This is a genomic window from Pseudonocardia sp. CA-107938 (genome assembly GCF_050936315.1).
GTDB lineage: Bacteria > Actinomycetota > Actinomycetes > Mycobacteriales > Pseudonocardiaceae > Pseudonocardia.
On sequence record NZ_JBNJNA010000001.1, the window covers coordinates 4,354,682 to 4,372,519 of the forward strand.

At 74.1% G+C, this 17,838-nt stretch carries 14 protein-coding genes; 7 read left to right on the forward strand and 7 right to left on the reverse strand.

Features of this window, described 5'->3' with window-relative positions:
- Nucleotides 1-2: 2 nt before the first annotated feature.
- The 7 genes from treZ to ACQEVB_RS21755 form a co-directional block, all read right to left on the reverse strand.
- Nucleotides 3-1,748 (reverse strand): malto-oligosyltrehalose trehalohydrolase, encoded by a 1,746-nt coding sequence (gene treZ / locus ACQEVB_RS21725; protein ID WP_432974233.1) that lies wholly within the window; start codon nt 1,746-1,748, stop codon nt 3-5.
- Entirely contained in the window at nt 1,745-2,890 is a 1,146-nt protein-coding gene (locus tag ACQEVB_RS21730) for a serine/threonine-protein kinase (RefSeq protein WP_432974235.1), read from the reverse strand. Before ACQEVB_RS21730 ends, treZ begins: the two co-directional genes overlap by 4 nt.
- A gap of 70 nt (nt 2,891-2,960) precedes the next feature.
- On the reverse strand, nt 2,961-4,199 hold the full coding sequence (locus ACQEVB_RS21735; protein ID WP_432974237.1) for a PQQ-binding-like beta-propeller repeat protein: 1,239 nt from the start codon (nt 4,197-4,199) through the stop codon (nt 2,961-2,963).
- Nucleotides 4,200-4,240: 41 nt separating this feature from the next.
- Nucleotides 4,241-6,544, reverse strand: coding sequence for a malto-oligosyltrehalose synthase (gene treY / locus ACQEVB_RS21740; RefSeq protein ID WP_432974239.1), 2,304 nt, complete (start codon nt 6,542-6,544; stop codon nt 4,241-4,243).
- Between the two features lie 57 nt (nt 6,545-6,601).
- Nucleotides 6,602-8,749 carry a glycogen debranching protein GlgX gene (gene glgX / locus ACQEVB_RS21745; RefSeq protein WP_432974241.1) on the reverse strand — a complete coding sequence of 716 codons (2,148 nt, stop codon included), beginning with the start codon at nt 8,747-8,749 and terminating at the stop codon, nt 6,602-6,604.
- A 90-nt stretch (nt 8,750-8,839) separates the two neighbouring features.
- Nucleotides 8,840-9,301, reverse strand: a complete 462-nt coding sequence (locus tag ACQEVB_RS21750; protein WP_432974243.1) for a PPOX class F420-dependent oxidoreductase — start codon at nt 9,299-9,301, stop codon at nt 8,840-8,842.
- 10 nt (nt 9,302-9,311) lie between these two features.
- Nucleotides 9,312-9,791, reverse strand: a complete 480-nt coding sequence (locus tag ACQEVB_RS21755) for a hypothetical protein (RefSeq protein WP_432974245.1) — start codon at nt 9,789-9,791, stop codon at nt 9,312-9,314.
- Nucleotides 9,792-9,883: 92 nt separating this feature from the next.
- On the opposite strand from ACQEVB_RS21755, the gene ACQEVB_RS21760 reads away from it, so the two are divergent.
- The 7 genes from ACQEVB_RS21760 to ACQEVB_RS21790 all read left to right on the forward strand — a co-directional run bounded on the left by ACQEVB_RS21760 (nt 9,884) and on the right by ACQEVB_RS21790 (nt 17,836).
- Entirely contained in the window at nt 9,884-10,309 is a 426-nt protein-coding gene (locus tag ACQEVB_RS21760; RefSeq protein WP_432974247.1) for an HIT family protein, read from the forward strand.
- 4 nt (nt 10,310-10,313) lie between these two features.
- A complete protein-coding gene (locus tag ACQEVB_RS21765; RefSeq protein WP_432974249.1) occupies nt 10,314-10,928 on the forward strand; it encodes a histidine phosphatase family protein in 615 nt (204 codons plus the stop codon).
- Between the two features lie 59 nt (nt 10,929-10,987).
- Entirely contained in the window at nt 10,988-12,217 is a 1,230-nt protein-coding gene (locus tag ACQEVB_RS21770; RefSeq protein ID WP_432974251.1) for an MFS transporter, read from the forward strand.
- 87 nt (nt 12,218-12,304) lie between these two features.
- Entirely contained in the window at nt 12,305-13,696 is a 1,392-nt protein-coding gene (locus ACQEVB_RS21775) for a GGDEF domain-containing protein (RefSeq protein WP_432974253.1), read from the forward strand.
- A 73-nt stretch (nt 13,697-13,769) separates the two neighbouring features.
- A complete protein-coding gene (locus ACQEVB_RS21780) occupies nt 13,770-15,173 on the forward strand; it encodes a diguanylate cyclase (protein WP_432974255.1) in 1,404 nt (467 codons plus the stop codon).
- A 51-nt stretch (nt 15,174-15,224) separates the two neighbouring features.
- Nucleotides 15,225-17,168 carry a 1-deoxy-D-xylulose-5-phosphate synthase gene (dxs, locus tag ACQEVB_RS21785; RefSeq protein WP_432980489.1) on the forward strand — a complete coding sequence of 648 codons (1,944 nt, stop codon included), beginning with the start codon at nt 15,225-15,227 and terminating at the stop codon, nt 17,166-17,168.
- Nucleotides 17,168-17,836, forward strand: a complete 669-nt coding sequence (locus ACQEVB_RS21790; RefSeq protein ID WP_432974257.1) for a response regulator transcription factor — start codon at nt 17,168-17,170, stop codon at nt 17,834-17,836. Before dxs ends, ACQEVB_RS21790 begins: the two co-directional genes overlap by 1 nt.
- Nucleotides 17,837-17,838: the final 2 nt, after the last annotated feature.

Consider the following 17,838-nt stretch of genomic DNA (forward strand, 5'->3'; position numbering starts at 1 on the left):
GGTCAGCCGACCAGCACCACCGCGAACCGCTCGGGGCCCATCGTGATGGCGTCGTCGAGGGCCTCCACGGGCTCCGACGCCAGCAGGATGCGCTGGATGTGCTGGCCCAGCTCCAGGGTGACCTCGGACGCGCCCAGGTTGCAGATCAGCCGCAGGCGGCCGCGGTGCAGCACCACCGTGCGGTCCTGCGTGCCCTCGGAGACGTCCACCTCCACGTCGTCGAGCCACGGGTCGGAGAGTTCCGGGAAGCGCTTGCGCAGCGCGATGAGCTCAGTGTGCATCCGGAGCAGGGTGGCGTGGGGTTCGCTACTCGGCTCGTCCCAGTCGAGCTTCGAGTCGAGGAAGGTGGACTCGGCGTTGGGGTCGGGCACGTCGACGTCTCCCCAGCCGTGCTCGGCGAACTCGGCGAACCGGCCCTCCCGCACGGCGGTGCGCAGGTTCTCGTCGGGGAAGTACGAGAAGAACTGCCAGGGAGTGCGTGCGCCCCACTCCTCGCCCATGAACAGCATCGGCGTGAACGGCGAGCACAGCACCAGCGCTGCCCCGCAGGCCAGCAGGCCGGGGGAGAGGGTGTGGGTGAGGCGGTCGCCGGTGGCGCGGTTGCCGATCTGGTCGTGGTTCTGCAGGTAGGCGAGGAAGCGGTGGCCGGGGACGCGGCGGGTGTCGACGGGCGCGCCGTGGTTGCGCTGCCGGAAGCTCGACCACGTGCCCTCGTGCAGGAACGCGCGAGTGAACACGTGCGCCAGCCCGGCCAGGTCGGCGGCGGCGAAGTCGGCGTAGTAGCCCTGCGACTCGCCGGTCAGCACGGTGTGCAGGCTGTGGTGGATGTCGTCGCACCACTGCGCCGTCAACCCGTAGCCGCCGCCCTCCCGCGCCGTGACCAGCTTCGGGTCGTTCAGGTCCGACTCCGCGATCAACGACAGCGGCCGCCCGACGTGCGCCGACAGCGCCTCCACCTCGACGGCCAGCTGCTCCAGCACGTGCCGGGCGCGGGTGTCGCGCAGCGCGTGGACGGCGTCGAGGCGCAGCGCGTCGACGTGGAAGTCGCGCAGCCACATCAGCGCGTTGTCGATGATGAACCGGCGCACCACCTCGGAGTGCGGCCCGTCGAGGTTCACCGTCGGGCCCCAGATGTTGCTGCCCGCGAAGTACGGGCCGAACCGGTCCAGGTAGGCGCCGGACGGGCCGAGGTGGTTGTAGACCACGTCCAGGCACACGCCCAGCCCGCGCACGTGGCAGGCGTCCACGAACCGCTTGAACGCGTCCGGCCCGCCGTAGTTCTCGGTCACCGCGTACCAGCCGACGCCGTCGTAGCCCCAGTTCCGCGGCCCGTCGACGGCGTTCACCGGCAGCACCTCGACGATGTCGACGCCGAGCCGCACCAGGTGGTCCAGCTTCTCGACGGCCGCGTCGAACGTGCCCTCCGGGGTGAACGTGCCGATGTGGCACTCGTAGAGCACGCTGCCGGGCAGGTGGCGGCCGGTCCACGCGGCGTCGGACCACGGGTGGGCGTCCTGGTCGTACAGGCGCGACGCGGCGTGCACCCCGCCCGGCTGCCAGCACGACCGAGGATCGGGCAGCGGGTCGGGCTCGTCGTCCAGCAGGAACGCGTACGCGCTGCCCGTGCCGGCGTCGAGCACGGCGGCCCGCCACCAGCCCGAGCTGTCCCGCCGCATCGGGTACGGCGAGCCGTCGACCAGTACCTGCACCTTCTCCCGTTGCGGCGCCCACACCGCGAAGTCCGTCACGGAAGACGATCGTGCCCGACCGCCGCCGTCACCGCTTCCCGGGCCTCGCCGGCGCCCACGGACGTCGAGACCGCCCGCACCCCGATGACGACCAGTAGTGTCGCCACCCCGATCAGCAGCAGGACCAGCACCGCGATGGCGAGCGTCCGCGGCCACCGCCGGCCCGCCGTGGCGGGTGGTGCTGGTTCGGCGCGCTCGGTCGGTTGGAGCGGCGGGGGCGGCGGGGGCGCGGCCCGGACCGTGATCGGATCGGCCGGCGCCGTCGGCGCTGCGGCGGGCACGGCCATCTCGGCGACGGCGAGCCCGGCGCGCTGCTGCACCTCCTGCAGCGCCTTCCCGAACTCCGTCATCTGCGGCCGGTCCGTCGCCTTCTTGGCCATCGCGTGCTCCAGGACCGCGCACAGGTCGTCGGGGATGCCGGCGGCCCGCAGGTCCGGTACCGGGCTGCGCCCGATGCGCAGGACCTGCGCGAGGAGCTCCTCGTCCGGCTTCCGCGCAAAGGCCGCGTACCCGGCGACGACGGTGAAGAGCGTCGCGCCGAGCGCGTAGACGTCCGAGCGGGGCGACGGTGGCTCGCCCTCCAGCACGTCCGGGGCGCTGTACGCCACCGAGCCGGTGAACTGACCGGTCTGGGTCTCGAAGCCGCCCTGCATGCGGGCGATGCCGAAGTCGGTGAGCTGGGCCTCGCCGTAGTCCGACAGCAGCACGTTCCCCGGCTTGACGTCGCGGTGCAGCGTGCCTGCGCGGTGCGCGCTCTCCAGGGCGCCCGCCAGCCGCACGCCCATCGTGGTCGCGTCCGGCCACGGCACGGGACCGTCCCGCTCGATGCGGTCGGCCAGCGATCCCCGCGCGAGGAACGGCATGACGATGAACGGGCGACCGCCGGGCGTCTCGCCGACCTGCAGCACCTCGACCACGTTGGGGTGTCCCGACAGCCGGCCCATCGCCCGGCCCTCGCGGAAGAACCGGGCCCGGTTCGTGGCGTCGAGGTCGGTGTGCAGCAGCTTCACCGCCACCGTGCGGCCCACGGACACCTCGTGGCAGCGGAACACGACGCCGAAGCCGCCCCGCCCGATCTCGACGGCGTCGGCGAACCCCAGCTGCGCGAGCTCGCGCACGGTCGCCGGCTGGTCCGCACTCACCTCCGACCAGCTCCCACTGCGCGCGACGTCACGGAGGTGATCGTGCCCAACGCTCGCCGGGACCGCGCACTCAGGTGAGGTAGGCGGCCAGCGTGCGCGGCTCCGCCGTCCCGACGACCGTGACGAGCCCGCCCGGAACGGGGTCCAGCCCGTACACGTCGCCGACGCCGGGCAACCGCCAGTGCTCGGCCAGGTCCAGCAGGCCGTTCGCGACGACGTCGACCCCGTCCGTGACGTAGATGCCGCCGCCGGCGAGCACGGCGGACCCCGCGTTCTGGTGCTGCCGGGCGGCGCCGGTGCGCCCGTCGAGCACCGTCACGGCGTGGTCGCCCTCTCGGTAGGCCCAGGGTGCGCCGTCCAGCCGCAGGACGGTCGACGGTGACCGGTCGGTCCGCCACAGCACCCGCCCGTCCACCGCGGACACCGCGACGGCGCCCAGCCCGACCTCTCCGCCCCCGCTGACCAGCAGGGTGTCCGGGTCGAGCGGGGTCACCTCGGCCCGGGCGATCCCGTCGACCTCCGCGGTCCACCGCTGCGCACCGGTGGCGAGGTCGTACGCGGTGACCGTGTCCGGCCCGGGTTCGACGTCGGCGGTGCGCACGAACCGGTCGCCGACCACGGTGACGTCGGTGAACAGCGGGTTCTGCTGCGTCCAGCGCGGTTCGCCGGTGGCCGGGTCGGCGACGCCGTCGGTGCCGGGCCCGCCCGCGGTGGGCGCCAGGTCCTCGACGACGAGGGCGCCGTCGCGCGGGGCGATCTGGTGGCGCACCTGCCAGCGCCGGGCGCCGGTGCCGCGGTCGACGGCTGTCGTGGCGGTGTGGGAGCGGACGAGCAACAGGTCGGGGAGTGCGTCGACGCTGTCGCCCTGATCGCGCGGCGCCTGCCACAGGACGCGGCCGTCGGCGGCGTCGAGGACGGTCGTGGTGTCCGCCTCCACCGTGACCACGGGCCGGGCCCACCCGTCCAGGCCCACCCGGGCATCGGTGCCGGGCACGGTGACGCTCCACCGCGGCGCGCCGGTGGCGAGGTCGAGCCGGTCCACGCGGGTGCCGCCGCCCTGCGGGACCGCCAGCACCACGACGCCGGTGCCGTTCGCGGCGGTGCGGGCGCCGGCGGGCACCGGCACCGACCAGCGCCGTTGCGCGGCGGCGGCGGGCATCGCCGGAGCCTGCTGCCAGCCCTCAGTCCTCGTCCAGATCTGCGCGGTGCCCGGCAGCGGCTGCACCGGCGGCGGAGCGGGTGGTTGCGGTGCTCCGCACCCGGCGGTCAGGACGGCGACGGCCACGAGGACCGCGGGGAGAACGCGCACGCCACCATGATCGCCCCGGCCCCCGCGACCGGTCCGCGCGGTCAGAGTGGGCGGGCGAGCAGGGCCACCGGGTAGCGGTCCAGCAGGGTCGCCAGCCGGGGAGCGCTGCCGTCCACCGGCACGTCGGTGATCATGTCGTGCCAGTCCGCGGCGCCACCCGGCAGCGGCAGCACCGTGTCGCCCCAGCCACCGCGGGCGGCCAGCCCGACCGGCAGCCGCGTGACGACGGCGACGAGGTGCGGCGAGCGCGCGAACGCGACGGCGTGCTCGGCGGCCGCCCCCTGCGCGGGGACGGGCCGGTAGCCCTCGAACACCTCGGGCCGGTAGCGGCGCAGCCGCAGCGCGGTGGCCGTGACCAGCAGTTTCGCTGCGCCCGACGCGTCGACGTCCGGCAGCTCGCCGCTGTCGATGCGGGCCAGCAGCTCGCGCCGCGCCGCCCAGTCGACGGGCCGCCGGTTGTCGGGGTCGACCAGCGAGTACTCGAACAGCTCCGTGCCCTGGTAGACGTCGGGCACCCCCGGCCCGGCGATCTGCAGCAGCTTCTGCGCCAGCGAGTTGGACCGGCCCGGGCCGGCGATCCGCTCGACGAACTCCTCGATCTCGGCCACCAGCTCGGCGTCACCGAGCACCGCGCCGGGCCACGCCGCGATCGCCTCGTCCACCTCCGGCACGGCATCGACGTGACTCGTGACGAGCTTGGCCTCCTTCGAGGCCTTGCGCAGGTAGTCGACCAGGCGCTGCTCGGGGATCGGCCACGCGCCGACGAGGTTCTGCCAGGCCAGCAGCTCCAGCGAGCGCTCCGGCAGGGGGTGCCGCGCCGACCAGCGGCGCACCAGCTCCGTCCACTCGCCGGGGATCTCGGCGAGCACGGCGAGCCGGGCCCGCACGTCCTCGGAGCGCTTCGTGTCGTGGGTGGACAGCGTGGTCATCGTCGCCGGCCAGGACGCCGCGCGGGCCGCCTGCGCGGCGTGGAACTCGGCGGGGGAGATGCCGAACCGGTCCGGCGCCCCGCCCACCTCGTTGAGGGCGACGAACCGGTTCCACCGGTAGAACGCGGTGTCCTCCACGCCCTTCGCCATGACCATGCCGGACGTCTGCTGCACGCGCGTCGCCAGCGCGCCCTGCGGCTCGGCGAGCATGGTCGCGTGGATGCCGTCGAGGACGTCGGCGAGGTCCGGGCGGCGCACCCGCGCCGCGGAGACGGCGGTGTCCAGCGCGGCCCGCCCCTCCGGCAGGTACGAGCGGTAGACGGGGAAGCCCACCAGGAACTCGGCGACGGCAGCCCGGTTCCGCTCGTGATCGTCGCCGGGCAGCAGCGCCGCGATCCGCCGGATCTCCGCCTCCAGGATCGTGCGCGCCACCTCCAGCCGTGCGTCGTGCTCGACGGTGTGCAGGGCCGGCTTCGCGCCCGTGTGCTCGGCGGCGAACTGGGTGAGCAGGCCGGCACCGGCCGGGTCGACGAGCACGCCCTGGATCTCGCGCAGCGCCTCGTATCCGGACGTGCCGTCGACCGGCCACGACACCGGCAGCTCCTCACCTGCTGCGAGGATCTTCTCCACCAACAGCCAGCGGTCCGGGCCGATCGCGGCCCGCAGCCGGCGCACGTAGCCGCCCGGGTCGGAGAGGCCGTCCGGGTGGTCGACGCGGATGCCGTCGACGTCGCCGGCGGCCACCCAGCGCAGGATCTCCCGGTGGGTGGCCTCGAACACCTCGGGCAGCTCGACCCGCACGGCGGCCAGCGTCGACACGTCGAAGAACCGGCGGTAGGTCAGCTCCGCGGCGCCCCGCTTCCACGACCCGAACCGCCAGTGCTGGCGTTCGTGCACCTCCTGCGGCGTGCCGTCGCCAGTGCCGGGCGCGACGGGTGCGGCGTGCTCGTAGTAGTGCAGCACGGTGCGGTCGTCGGAGAGCGACAGCTCGGAGAGCGCCTTCTCCTCGTCCGCGTCCAGGACGGGCAGCAGGATCGGCCCGGCGGCCCAGTCGATGTCGAAGTAGCCCGCGTACGGCGACTCCCGGCCCAGCCGCAGCACGTCCCACCACCACGGGTTGACCTGCGGCACGTCGACGCCGACGTGGTTGGGCACGATGTCGAGCACGAACCCCATGCCGTACGTGCGCACCGCGTCCACCAGCGCCCGCCGGCCCGCCTCACCGCCGCGCTCCGCGGACACCCGGGTCGGGTCCACCACGTCGTAGCCGTGGTTGGACCCGGCACCCGACTCCAGCAGCGGCGACGCGTAGAGCGCACCCACCCCCAGCGCGTGGAGGTAGGGCAGCAGCTCCACCGCGTCGGCGAAGGTCTGGTCCTTCGAGAACTGGTAGCGGTAGGTGGAGGACGGGACCACGGACTGGGCTCCCTAGGGGATGGAAGGCCCGACGGAGGAGGGCCGGGGTGGGTGAGATCAAGTCAGGCGTTGGAGGACGAGCAGCGACCGGGCGGTCACCGCCACGGTGGCGCCCCCCGCGTGGGTAACCGGTTCGGCGGCGGTCACACCTGGCGTCTGGGACAGCGTGACGACCGTGCCGGTGGCAGTGTCGGCCACCACCGCCCAGGTGCGGCCGTAGCCGGCGGGCAGGGTGACGTCGATGTCCTCGTAGTGCGCGTTGAAGGCGACGAGGAACGAGTCGTCGTGGACCTTCTCCCCGCGCGGGTCGGGCTCGGTGATGCCGTCGCCGTTGAGGAACACGGTGACGCACTTGCCGAACCCGGAGTCCCAGTCCGGCTCGGCCATCTCCTCGCCGGTGGGGGTGAACCAGGCGATGTCGGGCAGGGAGGCGCCACGCGCGCGGGCGATGGGGCGCCCGTCGAAGAAACGGCGGCGGCGGAACACCGGGTGCGCGGCGCGCAGAGCGACCATCCCCGACGTGAACCCGACCAGGCCGGCGTTCTTGGTGGCCAGCGACCAGTCCACCCAGGAGATCGGGCCGTCCTGGCAGTAGACGTTGTTGTTGCCCTGCTGGGTGCGGCCCAGCTCGTCGCCGTGCAGCAGCATGGGCACGCCCTGGCTCAGCAGCGTGGTGGCGATGAAGTTGCGCTGCTGGCGCGCCCGCAGCGCGAGCACGCCCTCGTCGTCGGTGGGGCCCTCCACGCCGCAGTTCCACGAGCGGTTGTGGCTCTCGCCGTCGTTGCCGCCCTCGCCGTTGGCCTCGTTGTGCTTCTCGTTGTAGGAGACGAGGTCGGCGAGGGTGAACCCGTCGTGCGCGGTGACGAAGTTGATCGACGCGTACGGGCGGCGGCCGTCGTCCTGGTAGAGGTCGGAGCTGCCCGTGAGGCGGGAGGCGAACTCGCCGAGGGTGCCGGGCTCGCCGCGCCAGAAGTCGCGCACGGTGTCGCGGTACTTGCCGTTCCACTCGGTCCACAGCGGCGGGAAGTTGCCGACCTGGTAGCCGCCGGGACCGACGTCCCACGGCTCGGCGATCAGCTTCGCCTGGCTGATCACCGGGTCCTGCTGCACCAGGTCGAAGAACGCCGACAGGCGGTCGACGTCGTAGAACTCCCTGGCCAGCGTGGACGCCAGGTCGAACCGGAACCCGTCGACGTGCATTTCGGTGATCCAGTACCGCAGCGAGTCCATGATCAGCTGCAGGGTGTGCGGGTTGCGGACGTTGAGCGAGTTGCCCGTGCCCGTGTAGTCCATGTAGTAGCGCTTGTCGTCCTCGACGAGCCGGTAGTACGCGGCGTTGTCGATGCCCCGCAGCGACAGCGTCGGGCCCATGTGGTTGCCCTCCGCCGTGTGGTTGTAGACCACGTCGAGGATGACCTCGATGTCGGCGTCGTGCAGGTCGCGCACCATGGCCTTGAACTCCTGCACCTGCGCGCCCGGGCGGCTGCCCGCCGTCGCGTAGGCGTGGTGCGGGGCCAGGTAGGCGATCGTGTTGTAGCCCCAGTAGTTGGCGAGCCCGCGCTCCTGCAGGTGGTGGTCGTTGAGGAACTCGTGCACCGGCATGAGCTCCACCGCGGTGATCCCGAGCCGCTTGTAGTGCTCGATCATCACCGGGTGCGCGAGGCCCGTGTACGTGCCGCGCAGCTCCTCGGGCAGCTCGGGGTGCTGCATCGTCAGCCCCCGCACGTGCGCCTCGTAGATCACGGTCTCGTGGTACGGGATGCGCGGCGCGCGGTCGGTGCCCCAGTCGAAGAACGGGTTCACCACCACCGACTTCGGCACGTGCGCGGCCGAGTCGGTGCTGCTCTGCTCGTCCGGTGCGCCGAACGGGTAGCCGAACACCGACTCGTCCCAGTCCACCGGCCCGCTGAGCGCCTTCGCGTACGGGTCGATGAGCAGCTTCGCGGGGTTGCAGCGCTGCCCGGTGGCGGGGTCGTAGGGCCCCTCCACCCGGTAGCCGTAGCGCTGGCCCGGCTCCACGCCCGGCAGGTAGCCGTGCCACACGAACCCGTCGACCTCGGTGAGCTCGATCGTCTCCTCGACGCCGTCGTCGTCGAACAGGCACAGGAAGACCTTGTCCGCGACCTCGGAGAACAGCGCGAAGTTGGTGCCGGAGCCGTCGTAGCTGGCGCCGAGCGGGTAGGCGTGGCCGGGCCACGGCCGCATGGGGTCCTCCGAAGGGGTGGTGGGGTCGGCCCGGTCGGGCGCCGCCATCGGCGCGCCGAGCCCGTCGTCAGAGGTTAGCGGGGGACCGGGTCAGGCCAGCCGCTTGGGGAACCCGCCCGTGGCGATCGGGCTCCAGCGCGTCGGCGTGATGCGGATCAGCGCCTTGCCCTGGGTGACCATGGCCTCGCGGTACTCGTCCCAGTCCGGGTGCTCGCCCGCGATCGAGCGGAAGTACTCCACCAGCGGCTCGACGGCGTCGGGCAGCGTGATCAGCTCCGCGTCGCCGTCGACCTGCACCCAGGGGCCGTTGAAGTCCTCCGACAACGCGATCACCGACGCCTTGCCGTGCCGCGCCACGTTGCGCGCCTTGGCGCGCTCCGGGTAGGTCGAGACGACGATGCGCCCCTCGCCGTCGACACCGGCCGTGACCGGAGAGCCCTGCACGCTGCCGTCGGACCGGTGGGTCAGCAGGATCACGTGGTGACGGTCGCGCAGGAACTCGACGAGCCCGGCGCGGTCGACGGTGGTGTTCGTGGCGATGGTCCGTCCCATGGACGGGAGACTATGCCCGCGCCCCGACAGCCGCCCGGCGCTCCGCCGTGCGGGCGCGGACGTAGGCGCCGGCCCGCGGCCGGAACATGAGCACCATCGCGGCGGCGACGGCGGCCAGGTGCAGCACCCGCAGGGCCACGACCAGCAACGTCGGCCCGTCGGCCGTCGCGAGGAACGCCGCGACGTCGCCGCCGTCGGCCAGCCAGCCGATCGGCTCGAACACCAGCGACAGGGTGCCGACGACACCGAGCAGCAGGGCCAACGCCCACCGGACGGCGGCGCGGCCGGTCGGGAGCGTCAGGATCAGCGCGAGCACGCCGGCGTAGATCGTGCCGCGGACCAGCAGCTGGGTGGTGCTCGGTGGGTCGGGCATCAGGAAGACGTTCACGAGCGCCTCCGCGACCCCGGCGCCGACGGCGGCGATCCAGATCGAGGTGGCGGCGAGCAGCTCGGTGGGCAGGCGGGCGGGAGCCGGTGCAGTGGTGGTCATGCACCGAGCTTCGACCGGTGGGGCGCCCGGCACAGCCGGGTGCGCACCCCCGCCCAGGTGGGGACGTCCCCACCCGATGGCAGGATCGGTCCGTGCCCACGATCTTCACCAGGATCATCGACGGCGAGCTGCCCGGCGACCTCGTCTGGTCCGACGAGCGCTGCGCCGCGTTCCTGTCGATCAATCCCCTCGGACCCGGCCACACGCTGGTGGTGCCGCGCCAGGAGGTCGACCACTGGATCGACGCCGATGCCGAGCTGCTGGCCCACCTCACCGCTGTCGCGCACGCCGTCGGCGCGGCCCTGCAGGAGGTGTTCGCGCCGCCGCGCGTGGGGTTGATCATCGCCGGCTTCGAGGTGCCGCACCTGCACGTCCACGTCTTCCCGGCCGACGGGCTGGGGGCCTTCGACTTCGCCAACGCCGCAACGAGCGTCGACGCCGACGAGCAGGCCGCGCACCGCGAGGCGCTGCGGGCCACCCTGCGCGCGGCGGGGCACGGCGCCTCCGTCCCGGACTGACCGCGTGCACCTGGTCCTGGTCCGGCACGCGCTGCCCGTGCGGGTCGACCTCGCCGCAGGGCGCGCCGACCCCGGGCTGACCGAGCTGGGGCAGCAGCAGGCGGAGCGGCTCGTCGCGGCGCTCGCCGACCCCGCGCCCGTCGCCGTCTACACGAGCACGCTCGCCAGGGCCGTCGCCACGGCCGCGCCGCTCGCCCGGGCGCTCGGGATCACCCCGACCGCCCGCCCCGACCTCTGCGAGTTCGACGCCGGTGCCGGCCAGTACGTGCCCGTGCACGAGCTGGCCGCCGCGGATCCGGCCACCTGGCAGCGGATGCGCTCGGGCCTGCTGCCCGCGCACGTCGACGCGGGCGCCTTCACCGAGCAGGTCGCTGAGGCGATGGAGGCGGTCGTCGCGGCCCACCCGGGCCGGGTGACGGTGGTGGTCGTCGCCCACGCCGGCGTGATCAACGTGTGGCTGGCGCGGCTGCTCGGGATCGACCACCCGCTCCCGTTCCCGCTGGACTACACCGGCATCACGCGCGTCGTCGCCGCCCGCGACGGCCTGCGGCGGATCCGCACCGTGAACGAGATCGGGCACGTCGCCGATCTGCTCGAACCCGTCCCCGGGCGTCGGTAGCCACGGGCTGGATCCGACCGCATACTGAGCGTTCCGGGTCGGAGGGGGACCGCACGGACATGCGCCAGTCGACGTTCGCGCCCGTCCTGCGCAACGGCGAGTTCCGCGCACTCTGGACGGCCGAGTTCGGCTCGCTGGTCGGTGACCAGCTCGCCAGGGTCGCCGTGGCCGTGCTGGTGTTCCAGCGGACGTCCTCGGCCACCGCCGCCACCGCCACCTACGCGCTGAGCATCGTGCCGTCCGTGCTCGGCGGGGTGCTGCTGTCCTGGACCGCCGACCGCTACCCGCGACGCACCGTGATGGTGGTGGCCGACCTCGTCCGCGCGCTGCTCGTCGCGGTCATGGCGGTGCCCGGTCTGCCCGTGCCGCTGATCGCGACGCTCCTGGTGCTCGTGGTGGTGCTGCGCGCGCCGCACACCGCGGCGCAGGGCGCGGTGCTGCCGCAGGTCCTCGGCGAGAGCTACGAGCAGGGTCTGGTGCTGCGCCAGATCAGCAGCCAGATCGCGCAGGTCGGCGGGTTCGCCGTCGGCGGACTGGCGGTGGCGCTGCTGCAGCCCGCCGGAGCCCTCCTGATCGACGTGGCGACGTTCGTGGTGTCGGCTGTGCTCGTGCGCTTCGGCACCGCTGCCAGGGCGCGGCCCGACGGGCACCGGCGGCCGGCCGCGGTCCGGGCGGTCACCTACGTGCTGGCGGGGGCCCGGGCGATCGCCGCCGATCCCGCCCGGCGGACGCTCGTGCTCATGGCCACGATCTGCGGCTCCTACGTGGTGCCCGAGGCGATCGCCGTGCCGTACGCGGCGCAGGTCGGCGCCGGGCCGACCGAGGTGGGGCTGCTGATGGCGGCCGGCCCGCTCGGCGGCGTCGTCGGGGCATGGGCGTTCGTGCGCTTCGTGCCGCTCGCCGCCAGGGAGCGGCAGGTCGGCGTGGTCGCGGTGCTCGCCGCCGTGCCGATGCTGCCGGTGCTCGCCGCGCCGCCCGTCCCGCTCGCGCTCGGCTGCTGGGCCGTCAGCGGCGCGTTCGCGACGGCGTACCTGCTGCAGGGCCAGGCCAGCTTCGTGCGGCGCACCCCCGACGCGGAGCGCGGGCAGGCGCTCGGCGTCGCCTCCTCGGCGATGATCGCGTCGCAGGGGATCGCGATCGTGCTGGCCGGGATCCTCGCCGACGCGGCCACGCCCGCGGTGGCGGTCGCGGTCGCCGGAGCTCTCGGGTTCGTGGCCGCAGCGGTCGTCGCGGTGGTGTGGCACCGGACCCGCGACGACGTCGTGCCCGCCGCGTCGGGGCCGTCGTGACCCGTTGCGCTCCGCGATCGACCGTGTACGGTGTCGCCGCCCCGGTCGTCGGACGCCGGTGCCGACCGTGCGACTGCGGGAGCGATCATGGCCATGGACGGCATGCACGTTCCGCTCCGCGCTGCGGTGATCACCGGCTCTCGGGCGGGCGGGGTGCCGCTGACCCGCGCCGCGGCGGTCGGCGTCGCGGTGGCCGCCACCGGCGGCTGGGTGTGGGCCGCGCTGACCGTGCCGCTCGAACTGGCGGACCTGCGGATCGCCGCCCTGCTGCTCCTGCTCGAGATCGGGTACGTCGAGGCGCTGCGGATGGCCCGCCCGCGCCGGGCCGGGACGGCTCCGCCGCGGCGCGGTGGCCTCACCGCGGTCGTGGTGGTCGCCGGCGCCCTGCTGCTGCCACCGGCCGTCGCCGCCCTGCTGCCCGTCGTCGGGTGCGTGCACGAGGCCCGCAGGCTCGGCACGGCCGGGCCGCTCCACCGGGTCGTCCTGAGCGCCGGTGCGGCGGTGCTCGCCGTGCTGGCCGTCTGGGAGGTCCGGGTGTGGGCCGCCGGTGGGGGAACCGCGCTGGCCGGCGGGGTGGGCCTGGTGCTGCTCGCGGTGGCGGTCTTCGCGCTCGTCGACTCCGGGATCGCCACCGCCGCGGCCGCAGCGGCCGCCCGGACCGCGCCGCGCCGGCCCCGGCGCCCCGTGCTGGGCACGTTCGACGACAACCTGCACGACCTGGCCGCGCTCGGCCTCGGCGGGCTCACCGCCGCCGCCGTCGTCGCGAACCCGTGGCTGGTGCCGGCCGTGTTCCCGGCGATGGTGGTGATGCACCGGGCCATGCTGGTGCCGCAGCTCGCCGAGGACGCCCAGATCGACGGGAAGACCGGCCTGCTCAACGCCGCCACCTGGCACGAGCGCGCCGTCGTCGACCTGGCGGCGACGCGCCCCGGTGACGGGCCGCGGGCCGTGCTCGTCGTCGACCTCGACCACTTCAAGGCCGTCAACGACACCTACGGGCACGTCGCGGGCGACGTCGTGCTGGCCGCGGTCGCCGACGCGATCCGGGGCGCGGTCCGGGCACGTGACCTGGTGGGCAGGTTCGGCGGCGAGGAGTTCGTGGTGCTGCTGGCGCGCGCCGACGAGGGCGGCGGGGCGGCCGTCGAGCAGATCGCCCAGCGCATCCGCCGGACCGTCGCCGCGTTGCGGGTCGCGATCGACACCCCGGAGGGCGCCCGGACGGTCGCGGGGCTGCGGGTGTCGATCGGAGCAGGGGTGCAGCGGGAGGCCGGCCATCCGGCGGCCCGCGGCGAGCTGGGCGAGCTCGTCGGCATCGCCGACGCGGCCGTCTACACGGCCAAGCGGAACGGCCGGGACCAGGTCCGCGTGAGCGTTCTCACCCCGCATCGGCCACGACGACCCGAACCGGTCGATGTGCTCACGCTTCGTGCACGGCACAGTTGCCGAGTCCACCCCGATGAGCGACCATCCTCCCCCTGACATGCATCGGGGCGATCACTAACCTCGCCTTCAGAGGGTCACCGGACGGCACCGGCGCGGGAGGAGGTCTCGCATGAGCGACATCGCGAGCACCCCGACCGGGGATCCGGGGCCCGCGTTGCGGCGGCTGCCCCGTCCGGCACTGGTCGGCGTGCTGGCCGTCGAGGTGCTCGCCGTCGTGCTGGTGCTGCTCGCCGGTCTCGAGCCGGTGCGGCTCCAGGACGTCGGGCTGGCCGGGCTGCTCGTCCTGCTGAGCGTCGTGCACACCGAGCTCGCGACGGGCATCGAACGCGTGCGCCGCCGGGTCGCGGCCGCCTCCTACTTCGACCTCAGCTCGGTCTGGACGTTCGCCGCCGCGATGCTGCTGCCCCCGCTGCCGGCCGCGCTCGTCATCGCGGTGATCTACGCGCACCTGTGGAAGCGGGTGTGGCAGCCTGCGAAGGTGCCGCTGTACCGGCACGTCTACACCACGGCGACGGTCGTGCTGGCGGCGCTGGCGGCCCGCACGGTGCTCGTCGCGTGCGGCGGCCTGCCGGCGGGCTCCGACGACGTCGGCGGCGTGCTCGGGCTCGCCGCGGCCGTCGTGGTGTACGTGCTGGTCAACACGCTGCTGGTGGCGCTGGCGATCGCCCTGTCGACCCGACGCCGGCAGACCGTCGCGCTGCAGCGGCTGCTGGGCCAGTGGGACGACAACGTCCTCGAGCTCGCCACGCTGTGCATGGGTGCGCTGGCCGCCGTCGCGCTCGCCGACTCACCCGGGCTGGCCGTGCTGGCGCTGCCGCCGATCCTGGTGCTGCACCGCGCGGTGCTCGTCCGGCACTTCGAGACGGCCGCCAGCACCGACGGCAAGACCGGCCTCTACAACGCCGCCTCGTGGCAGGGGCAGGCGCGCCGCGCCGTGCGGCGCAGCCAGCGCAACGGCACCGCCGTGGGCGTGCTCATCCTCGACCTCGACCACTTCAAGGCCGTCAACGACCGCTACGGCCACCTCGCAGGCGACGACGTGCTCGCCTCGGTCGCCGACGTGCTGCGCGCCTGCGTCCGTGACGACGACGTGGTCGGCCGGTTCGGCGGCGAGGAGTTCGTCGTCCTGCTGCCCGGTCTCGACACCGGCCCGGAGGGGCGTGCCGAGCTCGTGGCGGTCGCGGAGCGGCTGCGGCGCCGCGTCGAGCAGCTGGACCTCGCCGTCGAGACGCCGGACGGGCCCATGACCATCGACGCCATCACGATCTCGGTCGGTGGGGCCGTCTCGGCCGGTCAGGCCGGGGTCGAGCACCTGCTCAAGGCGGCCGACACGGCGCTGTACGCCGCCAAGGCGGGCGGGCGCAACCAGGTGCAGGTGGCCGGCGCTGCCGAGCTGGAGGAGGCCGCTGCGTCGGGCGCCGACGGGCGGCCGTCGGGCACGATCCCGGCGATCCCGGCACCGCGCACGCCGGACGGTCTGCCCCCGGCCGGGGTGCAGCGGCGGGCGGGCTGAGGTTCGGTCACCTCTAGACTGAGTCCGGTGAGCGACCATGCGGGAAGGGCCATCAGCCAGTTGCGCAGTGTCCGGGGTCCGGCCGACCTGCAGCGGCTGGGTCCGGCGCAGCTCGCCGCGCTGGCGGCCGAGATCCGCACCGAGCTGATCAACTCGGTGTCGCGCACCGGCGGCCACCTGGGCCCCAACCTGGGTGTGGTCGAGCTGACGATCGCGCTGCACCGGGTGTTCCGGTCGCCGCACGACACGTTCATCTGGGACACCGGGCACCAGGCGTACGTGCACAAGCTGCTGACCGGCCGCCAGGACGGCTGGGACGAGCTGAAGAAGACCGGCGGCCTCACCGGCTACCCGAGCCGCGCCGAGAGCGAGCACGACCACGTGGAGAACAGCCACGCCTCGACGTCGCTGTCGTGGGCGGACGGGATCTCCCGCGGCTACGCGTTGACCGGGCAGAGCGACCGCACGGTCGTCGCCGTGATCGGCGACGGCGCCCTGACCGGTGGCATGGCGTGGGAAGCGCTCAACAACATCGCGGCCGACCACACCCGCAACCTGATCATCGTGGTGAACGACAACGGCCGCTCGTACTCGCCGACGATCGGCGGGCTGGCCGACCGGCTGGCGTCGCTGCGCCTGCAGCCCGGTTACGAGCGGCTGCTCGAGACCGGCAAGCGCACGCTGCGCCGCACCCCGGTTGTGGGTCGCCCGCTGTACTCGGCGCTGCACGCGATGAAGGTCGGCGTGAAGGACGCGCTGAGCCCGCAGGAGCTGTTCGGCGACCTCGGGCTCACCTACCTCGGCCCGGTCGACGGGCACGACATCGCCGCCATGGAGTCGGCGCTGCGCCGCGCCCGGCGGGCCGGGCGGCCGGTGGTGGTGCACGCCGTCACCCGCAAGGGCAACGGGTACCCGCCGGCCGAGAACGACATCGCCGAGCAGATGCACAGCCCGTCGGCGTTCGACCCGGCCACCGGCCGGCCGACCGGCCCGGCGTCCGTGGGCTGGACGAGCGTGTTCTCCGACGAGATCGTGGAGCTGGGGGCGCAGCGCGCAGACCTCGTCGCGATCACCGCGGCGATGCTCGGCCCCACCGGGCTGGCGAAGTTCGCCGCCGAGTACCCCGACCGCTGCATCGACGTCGGCATCGCCGAGCAGCACGCGCTGACCTCGGCCGCAGGTCTCGCGCACGCCGGCCTGCACCCGGTGGTGGCGGTGTACTCGACGTTCCTCAACCGCGCCTTCGACCAGCTCCTGCTCGACGTGGCGCTGCACGGCGAGGCCGTCACCCTCGTGCTGGACCGGGCGGGCGTCACCGGCAACGACGGGCCGTCGCACAACGGCATGTGGGACCTGTCCATCCTCGGCGTGGTGCCGGGGATGCGGGTCGCGGCACCCCGCGACGCCGCCACTCTGCGCGAGGAGCTGGGCGAGGCCGTCGCCGTCGAGGACGGGCCCACCGCGGTGCGGTTCCCCAAGGGCGCGGTGATCGAGTCGGTGCCGGCCCTGCGCCACCTCGGCGCGGGCCGCGACCGGGTGGACGTGCTGCACGAGCCGGTGCCAGCCGACCAGCAGGACCCGGCGTCGGTGCTGCTGCTCACGGCGGGCGCGTTCGGCGAGCTCGGGGTGGCCGCGGCCCAGCGACTGGCCCAGCAGGGCATCGGCGTCACGGTCGCCGACCCGCGCTGGGTACTGCCGGTCTCGCCGACCGTCGTCGAGCTGGCGGGGCAGCACCAGCTGGTCGTCACGCTGTCCGACAGCGGCCGGCACGGTGGCTTCGGCTCGGCCGTCGCCGACGCGCTGCGCGCCGCCGAGAGCGACGTGCCGCTGCGCGACCTCGCCATCCCGCAGCAGTTCCTCGAGCACGGCAGCCGCGCCGACGTGCTGGCTGCGGTCGGGCTCACCGCCCAGGACGTGGCCCGCCGCGTCACCGAGTGGGCCGTGGCCCAGTGCGGCGTGGTCCCGACCCTGAGCGAGACCGAGGAGCGTCGCTGATGCGCGTCCTCGTCGTCGAGGACGAACACCCGCTCGCCGACGCCGTCGCCCGCGGCCTGCGTCGCGAGGGCATGGCCGTCGACGTCGCCTACGACGGCGACAGCGGCTGGGAGAAGGCCAGCATCACCCGCTACGACGTCGTCGTCCTCGACCGTGACCTGCCCGGCATGAACGGCGACGACCTGTGCGACCAGATCGTCGCCTCCGGCGCCACCACGCGGGTGCTCATGCTGACGGCCAGCGGCACGCTCGCCGACAAGGTCGACGGGCTGTCCCGCGGCGCCGACGACTACCTCGCCAAGCCGTTCGACTTCCCCGAGCTGGTCGCTCGCTGCCGCGCGTTGGGCCGCCGCGCCACTCCGGCCGTGCCGCCGCTGCTCGTCGCCGGCGACGTCGAGCTCGACCCGGCCCGCCGCACCGTCACGCGGTCGGGGCAGCCCGTCGAGCTCACCCGCAAGGAGTTCGGCGTGCTGGAGGTGCTGCTCGCCGCGACCGGCGCCGTCGTCTCCAGCGAGGAGCTGCTGGAACGGGTGTGGGACGAGAACGCCGACCCGTTCACCACCACCGTGCGCGTCACGGTCATGACGTTGCGCAAGAAGCTGGGCGAGCCCGGGGTCATCGAGACGGTGGTGGGCTCGGGCTACCGCGTCCCGACGGCGGCGGCGTAGGC